The sequence below is a fragment of the Streptomyces sp. A5-4 genome (genome assembly GCF_051131715.1).
Classification (GTDB): domain Bacteria; phylum Actinomycetota; class Actinomycetes; order Streptomycetales; family Streptomycetaceae; genus Streptomyces.
In genome coordinates, this window is the sequence record NZ_CP178591.1 from 7,928,467 (window position 1) to 7,941,133 (window position 12,667).

The 12,667-nt window shown below is 70.1% G+C and carries 10 protein-coding genes; 2 read left to right on the forward strand and 8 right to left on the reverse strand.

From position 1 onward, the window contains the following. The 5 genes from ACLLJJ_RS37095 to ACLLJJ_RS37115 form a co-directional block, all read right to left on the reverse strand. Entirely contained in the window at positions 1–972 is a 972-nt protein-coding gene (locus ACLLJJ_RS37095; RefSeq protein WP_434599078.1) for an HpcH/HpaI aldolase/citrate lyase family protein, read from the reverse strand. Beyond that, on the reverse strand, positions 969–2,981 hold the full coding sequence (locus ACLLJJ_RS37100; RefSeq protein WP_434599079.1) for a protein meaA: 2,013 nt from the start codon (positions 2,979–2,981) through the stop codon (positions 969–971). Before ACLLJJ_RS37100 ends, ACLLJJ_RS37095 begins: the two co-directional genes overlap by 4 nt. Next, the gene (gene ccrA, locus ACLLJJ_RS37105) at positions 2,981–4,318 is read right to left on the reverse strand and encodes a crotonyl-CoA carboxylase/reductase (protein ID WP_434599080.1); all 1,338 of its coding nucleotides are present in this window, start codon (positions 4,316–4,318) and stop codon (positions 2,981–2,983) included. Before ccrA ends, ACLLJJ_RS37100 begins: the two co-directional genes overlap by 1 nt. Positions 4,319–4,908: 590 nt before the next feature. Continuing rightward, the gene (locus ACLLJJ_RS37110; protein ID WP_434599081.1) at positions 4,909–5,751 is read right to left on the reverse strand and encodes a TetR family transcriptional regulator; all 843 of its coding nucleotides are present in this window, start codon (positions 5,749–5,751) and stop codon (positions 4,909–4,911) included. A 79-nt stretch (positions 5,752–5,830) separates the two neighbouring features. Next, positions 5,831–7,636, reverse strand: a complete 1,806-nt coding sequence (locus tag ACLLJJ_RS37115) for a 3-hydroxyacyl-CoA dehydrogenase family protein (protein WP_434599082.1) — start codon at positions 7,634–7,636, stop codon at positions 5,831–5,833. Positions 7,637–8,010: 374 nt separating this feature from the next. Here ACLLJJ_RS37115 and ACLLJJ_RS37120 point away from each other — a divergent pair, with 374 nt between their 5' ends. Further along, a complete protein-coding gene (locus ACLLJJ_RS37120) occupies positions 8,011–8,589 on the forward strand; it encodes an adenylosuccinate lyase (RefSeq protein ID WP_434599083.1) in 579 nt (192 codons plus the stop codon). Here ACLLJJ_RS37120 and ACLLJJ_RS37125 read toward each other — a convergent pair. The 3 genes from ACLLJJ_RS37125 to ACLLJJ_RS37135 form a co-directional block, all read right to left on the reverse strand. Further along, positions 8,538–9,113 (reverse strand): GNAT family N-acetyltransferase, encoded by a 576-nt coding sequence (locus tag ACLLJJ_RS37125; RefSeq protein WP_434599084.1) that lies wholly within the window; start codon positions 9,111–9,113, stop codon positions 8,538–8,540. The genes ACLLJJ_RS37120 and ACLLJJ_RS37125 overlap by 52 nt on opposite strands. A 116-nt stretch (positions 9,114–9,229) precedes the next feature. Continuing rightward, positions 9,230–10,828, reverse strand: coding sequence for an alpha/beta hydrolase (locus ACLLJJ_RS37130; RefSeq protein ID WP_434599085.1), 1,599 nt, complete (start codon positions 10,826–10,828; stop codon positions 9,230–9,232). Between the two features lie 111 nt (positions 10,829–10,939). Beyond that, positions 10,940–11,968, reverse strand: a complete 1,029-nt coding sequence (locus ACLLJJ_RS37135) for an Rv2578c family radical SAM protein (RefSeq protein WP_434599086.1) — start codon at positions 11,966–11,968, stop codon at positions 10,940–10,942. A 136-nt stretch (positions 11,969–12,104) separates the two neighbouring features. On the opposite strand from ACLLJJ_RS37135, the gene ACLLJJ_RS37140 reads away from it, so the two are divergent. Continuing rightward, positions 12,105–12,551 (forward strand): SRPBCC family protein, encoded by a 447-nt coding sequence (locus tag ACLLJJ_RS37140; protein WP_434599088.1) that lies wholly within the window; start codon positions 12,105–12,107, stop codon positions 12,549–12,551. The last annotated feature ends 116 nt before the right edge of the window (positions 12,552–12,667 follow it).

A 12,667-nucleotide genomic window follows, 5' to 3' on the forward strand; every position in this document is an offset into this window, starting at 1 on the left:
TCAGGCCTCCGGGATCTCGAACTTGGAGGTGCGCTGCATGCCGGCCGCGCGGCCCTTGCCCGAGACCACGAGCGCCATCTTGCGGCTGGCCTCGTCGATCATCTCGTCGCCGAGCATCGCGGAGCCCTTCTTGCCGCCTGCCTCGGAGGTGCAGTAGTCGTACGCGTCGAGGATCAGCTCGGAGTGGTCGTAGTCCTCCTGGGACGGCGAGAACACCTCGTTGGCCGCCTCGACCTGGCCGGGGTGCAGCACCCACTTGCCGTCGAATCCCAGGGCCGCCGCACGGCCCGCGACCTCGCGGTACGCGTCCAGGTCACGGATCTGGAGGAAGGGGCCGTCGATCGCCTGGAGGTCGTGCATGCGGGCGGCCATCAGAATGCGCATCAGGATGTAGTGGTACGCGTCGGCGCCGTAGCCGGGCGGCTGCGCGCCGACGACCAGGGTCTTCATGTTGATCGACGCCATGAAGTCCGCCGGGCCGAAGACGATGGTCTCCATCCGCGGCGACGCGGCGGCGATCTCGTCGACGTTCACCAGACCCTTGGCGTTCTCGATCTGCGCCTCGATGCCGATCTTGCCGACCTCGAAGCCCATCGTCTTCTCGATCTGGGTCAGCATCAGGTCGAGGGCGACGATCTGCTGGGCGTCCTGCACCTTCGGCAGCATGATGCAGTCGAGGTTCTGGCCCGCGCCCTCGACGACCGTGACGACATCGCGGTACGTCCAGTGGGTGGTCCAGTCGTTGACCCGCACGACCCGGGTCTTGCCCGTCCAGTCGCCGTTGTTGAGCGCGTCGACGATGGTGTGCCTGGCGCCTTCCTTGGCGAGGGGCGCGCACGCGTCCTCCAGGTCGAGGAAGACCTGGTCGGCCGGCAGGCCCTGGGCCTTCTCCAGGAAGCGGGGGTTGGACCCCGGTACGGCGAGACAGGAGCGGCGCGGGCGCAGGCGGTTGACGGGCGTGGGCGTGGTCATGCGGGGACCTCCAGAGGGTCGAGCTTGTTCGCTTTGCGGATCTCGTCGACGATACGGCCGATGATCTCCGTGATACCGAAGTCCTTGGGCGTGAATACCGCGGCGACGCCCGCCTTTTTCAAGGTCTCGGCATCGGCGTTGGGGATGATGCCGCCGACGATCACGGGTACGTCCCAGGCGCCGGCGGCGCGCAGCCGCTCCAGCACGTCGGGCACCAGCTCGGCGTGCGAGCCGGACAGGATGGACAGGCCCACGCAGTGCACGTCCTCGTCGAGGGCGGCGGCCACGATCTCCTCCGGGGTGAGCCTGATGCCCTGGTACACCACCTCGAAGCCCGCGTCGCGGGCCCGTACGGCGATCTGCTCGGCGCCGTTGGAGTGCCCGTCGAGGCCGGGCTTGCCGACCAGCAGGCGCAGCCGGCCCGAGCCCAGTTCGTCCGCGGTGCGGGTCACCTTCTCCCGCACGGCCGCCAGCGGTGTCCCGCGCTCGGCGCTGACCGCCACCGGCGCGCTGGAGACCCCGGTGGGCGCCCGGAACTCGCCGAAGACGTCGCGCAGCGCCCAGGACCACTCGCCGGTGGTGACGCCCGCGCGGGCGCACTCGACGGTGGCCGCCATCAGGTTGCCGGTGCCGGCCGCTGCGGCCTTGAGGGCGGCCAGGGAGTCCTGCGCGCGGCCTTCCTCGCGGTTGTCGCGCCACTCGTGGAGAGCGGCGACGACGCGGGCCTCGTTGGCGGGGTCGACCGTCATGATCGCGGTGTCGAGATCCGCGGTGAGCGGGTTGGGCTCGGTGGACTCGTAGCAGTTGACGCCGACGATCTTCTCGTCGCCGCCCTCGATCCTGGCCCGCCGCTCGGCGTGCGAGGAGACGAGCTGCGACTTGAGGTAGCCGGACTCGACGGCCGCCATCGCGCCGCCCATCGCCTCGATGCGGTCGATCTCGGCGAAGGACTCCTCCACCAGGGACTGCACCTTGGCCTCGATGACGTGCGAGCCCTCGAAGATGTCCTCGTACTCCAACAGGTCGCTCTCCAGGGCGAGTACCTGCTGGATGCGCAGCGACCACTGCTGGTCCCAGGGGCGGGGGAGCCCCAGGGCCTCGTTCCAGGCGGGAAGTTGCACGGCACGCGCGCGTGCGTCCTTGGAGAGGGTGACGGCCAGCATTTCGAGGACGATGCGCTGGACGTTGTTCTCCGGCTGCGCCTCGGTCAGGCCCAGCGAGTTGACCTGCACGCCGTAGCGGAAGCGGCGCTGCTTCTCGTTCTCGATGCCGTACCGCTCGCGCGTGATCCGGTCCCAGATGCGGCCGAAGGCCCGCATCTTGCACATCTCCTCGACGAAGCGGACACCCGCGTTGACGAAGAAGGAGATCCGCGCGACGACGTCACCGAACTGCTCGGGCGGCACCTGCCCGCTGTCGCGCACCGCGTCGAGCACGGCGACGGCCGTGCTCATCGCGTACGCGACCTCCTGGACCGGCGTGGCTCCGGCCTCCTGGAGGTGGTAGCTGCAGATGTTGATCGGGTTCCACTTGGGGAGGTTGGCCACCGTGTACGTGATCATGTCGGTGGTCAGCCGCAGGCTGGGTACCGGCGGGAAGACGTGCGTCCCGCGCGACAGGTACTCCTTGACGATGTCGTTCTGTGTCGTCCCCGACAGCTTGGTGATGTCGGCGCCCTGCTCCTCGGCGACCACCTGGTACATGGCGAGCAGCCACATGGCCGTCGCGTTGATGGTCATCGAGGTGTTCATCTGCTCCAGCGGGATGTCCTGGAACAGCCGTCGCATGTCACCGAGATGAGAAACCGGGACCCCGACCCGGCCCACTTCCCCGCGTGCGAGGATGTGGTCCGGGTCGTAGCCGGTCTGCGTCGGCAGGTCGAAGGCGACGGAGAGACCGGTCTGGCCCTTGGCGAGGTTGTTGCGGTACAGCTCGTTGGACGCCTCGGCGGTCGAGTGACCGGCGTAGGTCCGCATCAGCCAGGGCCGGTCCTTCTTACGGTCGGTCATTACACATTCCTGAAGCGGTTGATCGCGTCGAGGTGCTCGGCACGCTTCTCCTCGTCGCGCACGCCCATCCCCTCACGGGGTGCCAGCGCCAGGACGCCGACCTTGCCCTGGTGGAGGTTGCGGTGGACGTCGTAGGCGGCCTGGCCGGTGTCCTCCAGCGAATACACCTTCGACAGGGTGGGGTGGATCTTGCCCTTGCCGACCAGCCGGTTGGCCTCCCAGGCCTCGCGGTAGTTGGCGAAGTGCGAGCCGACGATCTTCTTCAGTGACATCCACAGGTAGCGGTTGTCGTACTCGTGGTTGTACCCGGACGTCGACGCGCAGGTGACGATCGTGCCGCCCTTGCGGGTCACGTACACGCTCGCGCCGAAGGTCTCGCGGCCCGGGTGCTCGAAGACGATGTCGACGTCCTCACCGCCGGTGAGTTCACGGATGCGCTTGCCGAAGCGCTTCCACTCGCGCGGGTCCTGGTTGTGTTCGTCCTTCCAGAACTTGTAGTCCTCGGCGTTGCGGTCGATGATCGCCTCGGCGCCCATCCGGCGGCAGATCTCCGCCTTCTGGTCGCTGGACACGACACAGATCGGGTTGGCGCCACCGGCCAGCGCGAACTGGGTGGCGTACGAGCCGAGGCCACCGCTGGCGCCCCAGATCAGCACGTTGTCGCCCTGCTTCATACCGGCGCCGTTGCGCGACACCAGCTGGCGGTACGCCGTCGAGTTGACCAGTCCGGGAGCGGCGGCCTCCTCCCAGCTCAGGTGGGCGGCCTTGGGCATCAGCTGGTTGGACTTGACCAGCGCGACCTCGGCGAGTCCGCCGAAGTTGGTCTCGAAGCCCCAGATGCGCTGCTCGGGGTCGAGCATCGTGTCGTTGTGGCCGTCGGAGCTTTCCAGCTCGACGGACAGACAGTGCGCGACGACCTCGTCGCCCGGGTTCCAGGCGTTGACCCCGGGACCGGTGCGCAGCACGACGCCGGCCAGGTCGGAGCCGATGACGTGGTACGGGAGGTCGTGGCGTTTGCTGAGGTCGCTGAGCCTGCCGTACCGCTCCAGGAAGCTGAAGGTCGACACCGGCTCGAAGATCGAGGTCCAGACGGAGTTGTAGTTGACCGAACTGGCCATGACGGCCACCAGGGCCTCACCAGGACCGAGTTCCGGCACCGGCACGTCCTCCACATGGAGGGACTTGCGCGGGTCTTTGTCCCGGCTGTCGACCCCGGCGAACATTTCCGCGTCGTCCTTGTGCACGGTCACCGCGCGGTACGACTCGGGGATGGTCAGGGCGGCGAAGTCTGCGGCCGTACTGTCCGACGCCACAATGGCGTCCAGGATTTCCTTCACGGTTTTGCCTCCGGCGAAGCGTTGAGGTAACGCTCTTGAGGGATACGTCGGGGTGCTCTGGAGGTGTGCCGTCGGTTCGGCGGTCGTGCGGTTTCGGCAGCGCGGGTAGCGCGGGAGGTTGCCTGTGACGCAGGCGTCCGGGCACACGGACACGTGGCCTGTGGGGACAGCCGGCGTACGGATGGTCGCTGTACGCCGGTCGCCCGGACAACATCAACGTATGACACCCCGTGTCACCTGACAAGGCACTGAGTGCCAACAATTTCTCTCAGATGTCACCTGGGTGGCACGTATGAGCAACGTCGGGCGCTCCGACAGCGGCTTCGTCCCCCGCCCGGACCGGGTGGGGGACGCACAGAAGGGTCAGGCCGGAGATCAGTGCGGTGAGCATAAAGGCGGCACGCAGACCCTGCATTTCGGCGTACGCCCGAGCAGGGCGGGCCCGGCGGCGGGTGCGGGGAAGCCCCGGTGGCCGAGCGCAGCGCCTGGGCGGCGCCGACAGCTTCGCCGGCATCTCCACCGGACGCGGGGCACCGACCCGGCCGCCCGCCGGCGCACCTTCCGGGGCAGCGGCGTCCCCGCCCACGCCGTCAGCGGTTCTTGAGGGCTTCCTCGATGGTGCGCATGACCTCGTCCAGCGGAGCGTCGGTGCGTGCCACCGTCACCAGGACGTCGCCGCTGCGGCTCACCGAGGCGGCCGGCCCGGCACCGGCCCGGTCGGCCGAGCGCCCGGCGCCGATGCCCGTGCCGAAGGTGTCGCGCACGATCGCGAACGCGTGGTCCAGCCGGGCCTCCACGTCACCCTGGCCGCCCGCCCGCAGCCACCGCCGCAGCACATGGTTGTGCGCCGTCACCACGGCGGACGCGGCCACCTCCGCGAGCAGCGGGTCGTCGTTGTCGTCGCGGTGGTCGTGCTCGTCGAAATGGCCGAGGAGATAGCGGGTGAACAGCCGCTCGTAGCGGGCCACCGAGGCGATCTCGGCCTCGCGCAGGGTCGGTACCTCGCGGGTGAGCTTGTACCGCGCCACCGACACCGCGGGGGAGGCGGCGTACATCCGCATGACTTCCTTGATGCCCCGGCAGACCGTGTCGAGCGGGTGCTCGTGCGGGGACGCCGCGTTGAGGACCGCCTCCGCCCGCACCAGCGTGTCGTCGTGGTCCGGGAAAATCGCTTCTTCCTTGGAGCGAAAGTGCCGGAAGAAGGTCCGTCGGGCCACTCCGCCGGCGGCGGCGATCTCGTCGACGGTCGTCGCCTCGTACCCCTTGGTGGCGAACAGCTCCATCGCCGCCGCCGACAACTCACGGCGCATCTTGAGCCGCTGCGCCGCCGCGCGACTGCCGGCGGCGCTCTCCGGTGCGTCGGAGGCGCCGTTCGTACGGGACGGCCGTCTGGGGGAGTCAGCGGGCTGTGACATGCCCCGAACGTACTGCATCTGCGCAGGAGAGCGCGCCTGTGGGGGCGGGCTGCCCCCGGGGTCCAGCAGCCCGCCCCATCCCGTCACGCCCGCCTGCTCAGCGTCCGGCATACTCCCGGAAGCCGCGGCCGGTCTTGCGGCCGAGACAGCCTGCCGCCACCAGGTGCTCCAGCAGTGGGGCGGGTGCCAGACCCGGGTCACGGAACTCTCGGTGCAGCACCTGCTCGATGGCGAGCGAGACATCGAGACCGACGACGTCGAGGAGCTCGAAGGGGCCCATCGGGTAGCCGCCGCCCAACTTCATCGCGGCGTCGATGTCGTCGATGGTCGCGTAGTGCTCCTGGACCATCTTGATCGCGTTGTTCAGGTACGGGAAGAGCAGCGCGTTCACGATGAACCCGGCGCGGTCCCCGCAGTCCACCGGGTGCTTACGGATCTTCGCGCACACCTCGCGGACCGTCGCGTGGACCGGGTCGGAGGTGAGGACGGTACGGACCACCTCGACGAGCTTCATCGCGGGCGCCGGGTTGAAGAAGTGCATCCCGATGACGTCCTGCGGGCGCGAGGTGGCGCGGGCACAGGCGACGACGGGCAGCGAGGACGTCGTGGTGGCGAGCACCGCCCCCGGCTTGCAGATCTTGTCGAGCGTCGCGAAGAGCTGCTGCTTGATCTCCAGGTCCTCGGCGACCGCCTCAAGTGCCAGGTCGACGTCGGCGAAGGCGTCGAGCGACCCGGCCGGGGCGACCCGGGCCAGTGCTTCGTCGCGTGCCTCCGCCGTCATCCTGCCCTTGTCGACGGAGCGGGAAAGAGACTTGGCGATACGGGCCTTGGCCTTCTCCGCCTTCTCCAGGCCGCGCGCCGCGAGCACCACGTCGTAGCCGGCCTTCGCGAAGACCTCCGCGATGCCCGACGCCATGGTCCCAGACCCGGCGACGCCCACCGAGCGCACCTCGCGGCCCGGCGTCGCCCCGGCGTCCTCGCGCGGGGTGAGGGGGTCCCGCACCACGTCCGCGCTGCCCGGTGTCTCGTACGTGTAGAAACCGCGCCCAGACTTGCGGCCGCTCAGCCCGGCCTCGCTGAGCTGCTTGAGGACGGGGGCGGGCGCGTGCAGCCGGTCGTGGGACTCCGCGTACATGGCGTCGAGCACGGTACGCGCCGTGTCGATGCCGATCAGGTCGAGCAGCGCCAGGGGGCCCATCGGCAGGCCGCAGCCCAGCTTCATCGCGGCGTCGATGTCCTCGCGGGAGGCGTACTTGGCCTCGTACATCGCGGCGGCCTGGTTGAGATAGCCGAAGAGCAGGCCGTCGGCGATGAAACCGGGCCGGTCGCCGACCGCGACCGGATCCTTGCCCAGCTCACGGGCGAGGGCCGTGACCGCGTCGATCGCCTGCGGCGCGGTCAGCACCGAGGACACCACCTCGACGAGCTTCATCGCGGGCGCCGGGTTGAAGAAGTGCATGCCCAGGACGCGCTCGGGGTGCGCCGAGTCGGCGGCCAGCCGGGTCACGGACAGTGCGTTGGTGCCGGTCGCCAGGATCGTGCCGGGGCGCACGATCGAGTCGAGGGCGCGGAAGATCTGGTGCTTGGCCTCGTACGTCTCGGGCACGACCTCGATCACCAGGTCGGCGTCCGCCGCCGCCTGGAGGTCGGAGAACGTACGGAACCGGGCGAGGGCGTCGCGCCGCTCCTCCTCGGTGATGCGCCCGCGCCGCACGGCGCGGGCGGTCGAGGCGTCCAGCGCGGCGACGGCCTGCTGGGCGGCGGTGTCGCTGATGTCGATGCCGATGACCTCACGGCCGGCGCGGGCCAGGACCTCGGCGATGCCGGTGCCCATGGTGCCGAGGCCGATCACGGCGACGGTATGGAGAGGGCCGGGGCTGGGCGGGGTGGACTGACGGTCCATCGCGGGACTCCAGTGCATGAGTGACGACTGAGGGGAGCACAGGGACGCCGGTGCCGGTACGCCGAAGGGCGCAGGGCGCGGCGAGGTCGTGTGCGGAGTTCGCGTGCGAAAGGCGCAGGCGAGAGGTGCGTGCCGTGATGCGGGGCCGACGGACTCTGTCCCGAGGTCGCGTCGTAAGCGAAAAGCCGAACCGACAAAGCACTCGCGACGGCTGCGTCACCAGGCCGTCATGAGGTCTACCAAGCAGCGGGGGGTTGCCCGCTCAATTGAGAGTAACTGGCGAGTAACGAGCGCGCCAGCCCTGGCCGGGTGTGATCTGGGCCGCCGTGACGAGACGGACACGGTCTGTGTGTGGCGCCGATACGCTGGCGGGCATGGACGAGGAATTACGGTCGCTCGCGGGCCGGGTGCGCGGCGAGGCAGGGGCATCGGCGGCCGAACAGGTCGCGTACGAGCGGCTGCTGGCCACCGAGGACCAGGACGAACTGGCGGGGGTGCTCATCGAGACCCAGCGGCCCCTGTGGGCGCGGGAGGTCGCCGCCTTCCGGCTCGGGTGCGCGGGCGACCGGCGGGCGTTCGAGACGCTGGTGCTGCTCCTCAACCACCGGGAACCCCAGCGGTGCGCGACCGCGGCGTACGCGCTGGCCCGGCTGGGCGACCCGCGCACCGCCCGCGCCGCCGCCGCCCTCGCGACCAACGGGCTGCGCACCGCGTACGCGCTGCACCCGGTGCGGCTGCTGACCGAGCTGCGGGCGCCCGAGACCGTACCGGCGCTGATGGCGACCCTCCGCGGGCTGCTCAAGCCGCACGATCCGAACTGGCGGGTCGCGCTGGCGTGCGTCGAGGGGCTGGGGCAGTTGCGCGACAAACGGGCGCGCCCGGTGCTCGAAGCGGCCCTGGATCACCCGAGGCTGACGGCGGCGGCGTCCGCCGCGCTCAGCCGCCTCACGTAGCGCACCTCCGGCACCAGGACACCGTCCAGCTCGAAGGGCTCAGCGGTCCCGTCGAACGCGAAGCCCGCCTTCTCGTAGAAGCGGCGGGCGCGGGCGTTCTCCGCGAGGACCCACAGGAACATGCGCGGGAAGCCGTCGTGGGCGGCGCGGGAGAGCGACTCCGTCAGCAGGGCCCGGCCGGCGCCGGTCGAGTGCTGCTCGGGCAGGACGTAGGCGGCGTACAACTCGGCGTCCGCGGCGGGCTCTCCCCGGGGCGGGGGCGCGTCCGCTTCCTCGCGGTACGGCCCGTAGCAGGCCCAGCCGACGACCCGGCCGTCGCGCTCGGCCACGATGTTGCCGACCGCGCTGCCGTCCCCGGTGAGGTGCGCGCGGCGCCGGGCGGCGTCCGCCTCGACGCTCATCGCGTCGAGATACCGCTGGGGGACCATCCCGACGTACGAGCTCTGCCAGCCGCGCACCCGCACGGCGGCGACGGCCTCGCAGTCGTCGATGGTCATGTCGCGCAGATGTACGCCGTCGCTCATGCGCCGCACCCTAGCCAGCCCGGGTACGGCCGGGCACGCGGATTTTTCGCGCGGCGGCTCCCGCGTGTGCGGGGAGCGGCGGATGCCTCCCCGCACACGCGCGACGGGTCCGGCCGTCAGCCGCGGAAGCCGATCAGGCCGTGCAGCGTGCTGCCCTTCGAGGTGTCCTGCTTCGCTGCGCGTGCCTTCGCGTCGGCAGGCAGCGGCTTGGGGTCGGGCAGCGCCTTGCAGACCGCGTCCACCTCACCGCCACCGCTCGCCCGCGGGACCTTGCCGGTGGCGAGATAGTCCGTCAGATACCGGTCGAGACAGGCGTTTCCGCTCAGCGCGATGCCGTGGTTGGCGCCGCCCTGCTCGACGACGAGGCTTGAGCCGCGCAACTCGCGGTGGACGGTGACTCCGCCCTCGTACGGCGTGGCCGCGTCGTCGGTCGCCTGCAGGAGCAGCGTCGGCGGCAGCTCGCGGTTGCGGACGCTCGGTGCCTCCGACGAGTCCGTGGGCCAGAAGGCGCACGGCGCGTTGTACCAGGCGTTGTTCCAGGTGGAGAAGGGTGCCTTGGCGTGCACCTTCCAGTTGTCCTGGCGCCAGGTGTGCCAGTCGCGCGGCCACGGTGCGTCCCGGCACTCCACCGCGGTGTAGACCGAGTACCCGTTGCCCGCGCCGGCGTCGACGGCCGCGAAGTTCTCGAACGCCTTGACCAGCGGCCCGGAGTCCTTGTCGTTCACGTACGACGCGAACGCCTCGGCGAGGTACGGCCAGTAGCCGTTGAAGTAACCGCCGGGCAGGAAGGTGTCCTCCAGCTCGGCCGGACCGACCTTCTTGCCCGCCGGGCTCTTCTTGACCGCCGCCCGCATCGCGTACCACTTGGCCTCGACCTTCGCCGGGTCACTGCCGAGCCGGTACCTCGTGTGGTGCTTGGCGACCCAGGCGGCGAACGCCTTGTGCCGGGTGTCGAACGCGTAGTCCTGCGCGAGGTTGGCGTCGTACCAGACGCCCGTCGGGTCGACGATGCTGTCGAGCGCGAGACGCCGTACTCGCTCCGGGAAGAGCTTCGCGTACACGGCGCCGAGGTAGGTGCCGTAGGAGTAGCCGAAGTAGTTGATCTGCTTCGCGCCGAGCGCCCGGCGGACGACGTCCAGGTCCTGGGCGGCGCTGACCGTGTCGATGTGCGGGAGGAGGTCCCCGTACTTCTTGCCGCAGGCGTCCGCGAAGGCCTTGGCCCTGGCCAGATTGGCCCGCTCGTCCTTCTCGGTGCTGGGCACCGAGTCCGGGCGCACCGGGGAGAAGTGGCCGGGGCGGCAGTTCAGGGCGGGCTTGCTCTTCCCGACACCGCGCGGGTCGAAGCCGACGACGTCGTACTGCGCGGCGAGCTTCTTGGGCAGCGTGGACGACACGAACCCGGCCATCGACAGGCCGCTGCCGCCGGGGCCGCCCGGGTTCACCAGGAGCGGGCCCTGGAAGGTCTTCGCCGTGTGCTTGACGCGGGACACGGCCAGGGTGATCTTTCTGCCGCCCGGGTCCGTGTGGTCCAGGGGCACCTCGACCGAGGAGCACTCCAGCTTCGGATACTTGGTCGTGGCGCAGCCGGTCCACTTCAGTGCGGCGCGCGGTGCGGGGGAGCCCGCCTGGCCGGTGGCGCCCGCGGACGGCACGGCCGTAATCATCGTGGCCACCGTCGCGGACACGGCGAACAGAATTCCTGCGCGTTTTTTCACTGGGCCTCCCGGTGTGCAGAGATGGCAGCTGCGAGCGACGCAGCCCCGGCCGCATCGTGCCCGAAAAAGCGCCTGTAAGGAGCCGTTCCAGCCGTTTTGTGACGGATGGCGTCAGAGCAGAGTGAGCTGTGTGGGGCCGGGTGGCTCAGGCCGCTCGGCCCCGGGAACGCGCCGCGGTGTGCCAGGACCCGCTGGGCCTATGCCGAACTCCGTTGCCAGCTCGTGCACTTGGCGGGTGATCCGGCGCTGGTACCACTTCGGCGCGTATGCCCCCTCGGCGTACAGCCGCTCGTACCGCCGCACCAGGTGGGGGTGGTGCTCGGCGAGCCACGCCATGAACCACTCGCGCGCACCCGACCGCAGATGCAGGACGAGCGGGGTGACCGAGGTCGCCCCCGAGGCGGCGATGGCCCCGACGGTGGCGCGCAGCTGATCGGGGGAGTCGCCGAGGAAGGGGATGACGGGGGCCATCAGGACGCCCGCACCGATGCCGCGTTCCCTGAGGGCGCGTACGACGTCGAGCCGCCGCTCGGGGGAGGGTGTGCCCGGCTCGACCGTGCGCCACAGCTCGCGGTCGACGAAGCCCACGGAGACCGAGATGCCGACGTCGGTCACCTCGGCGGCCTGCACCAGCAGATCGAGGTCGCGCAGGATCAGGGTGCCCTTGGTGAGGATCGAGAAGGGGTTCGCGCGATCCCGCAGGGCGGCGATGATGCCCGGCATCAGCGCGTAGCGGCCCTCCGCCCGCTGGTAGCAGTCGACGTTCGTGCCCATGGCGATGTGCGCGCCCTGCCAGCTGCCGGAGGCGAGATGCCGGCGCAGCAGCTCGGGCGCGTTGATCTTGACGACGATCTGGGAGTCGAAGTCCAGGCCGGTGTCCAGGTCCAGATAGCTGTGGGTCTTGCGGGCGAAGCAGTAGACGCACGCGTGCGTGCAGCCCCGGTAGGGGTTGACCGTCCATTCGAACGGCATGCGGGACGCGCCCGGCACCCGGTTCACGATCGAGCGGGCGCGTACCTCGTGGAAGGTGATCCCGCGGAATTCGGGGGTGTCGAAGGTGCGGGTCGTGACCGCATCCGTCCCGAAGAGCGCGGTGTCCCCGGTTGGGGCGGGGGTTTCGGCCAGATTGTTCCAGCGCATGTGCGCCTCCTCGGTAGCACTGACCTTAGAATAGAACACATGTTCCCTTATTCCTCGCAACCCCGATTATGGGAGGTCGTGCCGGAGGTGGTTGGGTAGCCGCACCCCCCGAAAATCGAGTGCTGGAGGAACAGGCATGGCGCAGGTAGAGGCCACGACGGAGCGAATCATCGCGGCGGACGCGGAAGCGGTGTTCGACGCGCTGGCCGACTACCGCGGCGCGCGCGCGAAGGTCCTGCCCGAGCACTTCAGCGAGTACGAGGTGCGCGAGGGCGGCGACGGCGAGGGCACCCTCGTCCACTGGAAGCTCCAGGCCACCAGCAAGCGCATCCGCGACTGCCTGCTCGATGTGACCGAGCCGACGGACGGTCAGCTCGTCGAGAAGGACCGCAACTCCTCCATGGTCACCACCTGGACCGTCACCCCGGCCGGTGAGGGGAAGTCCAAGGTCGTCGTCACCTCCGTGTGGGACGGCGCCGGCGGCATCGGCGGGTTCTTCGAGCGCACCTTCGCGCCCAAGGGTCTCGGCCGGATCTACGACGCCCTCCTCGTCAACCTCGCCGCCGAGGTGGAGAAGAAGTAGCCTCCGCCGCCGTCCGCGGGTCCCCGCCGTCATCCTTCCGGGGCTGACGCGCTCTCACCGGAACGAGTGGTTTTCCGTACCGGACGGTTGTGCGCCGAAGGTGCTCCCACCGGCGG

Bases quoted from the DNA above. Each gene is read 5' to 3' on its own strand.
- ACLLJJ_RS37120 (WP_434599083.1), top strand. From the start codon at position 8,011: ATGGACGAGGAATTACGGTCGCTCGCGGGCCGGGTGCGCGGCGAGGCA.
- ACLLJJ_RS37135 (WP_434599086.1), bottom strand. From the start codon at position 11,968: ATGCGCTGGAACAATCTGGCCGAAACCCCCGCCCCAACCGGGGACACC.
- ACLLJJ_RS37100 (WP_434599079.1), bottom strand. From the start codon at position 2,981: ATGACCGACCGTAAGAAGGACCGGCCCTGGCTGATGCGGACCTACGCC.
- ACLLJJ_RS37110 (WP_434599081.1), bottom strand. From the start codon at position 5,751: ATGCAGTACGTTCGGGGCATGTCACAGCCCGCTGACTCCCCCAGACGG.
- ACLLJJ_RS37125 (WP_434599084.1), bottom strand. From the start codon at position 9,113: ATGAGCGACGGCGTACATCTGCGCGACATGACCATCGACGACTGCGAG.
- ACLLJJ_RS37140 (WP_434599088.1), top strand. From the start codon at position 12,105: ATGGCGCAGGTAGAGGCCACGACGGAGCGAATCATCGCGGCGGACGCG.
- ACLLJJ_RS37095 (WP_434599078.1), bottom strand. From the start codon at position 972: ATGACCACGCCCACGCCCGTCAACCGCCTGCGCCCGCGCCGCTCCTGT.
- ACLLJJ_RS37115 (WP_434599082.1), bottom strand. From the start codon at position 7,636: ATGGACCGTCAGTCCACCCCGCCCAGCCCCGGCCCTCTCCATACCGTC.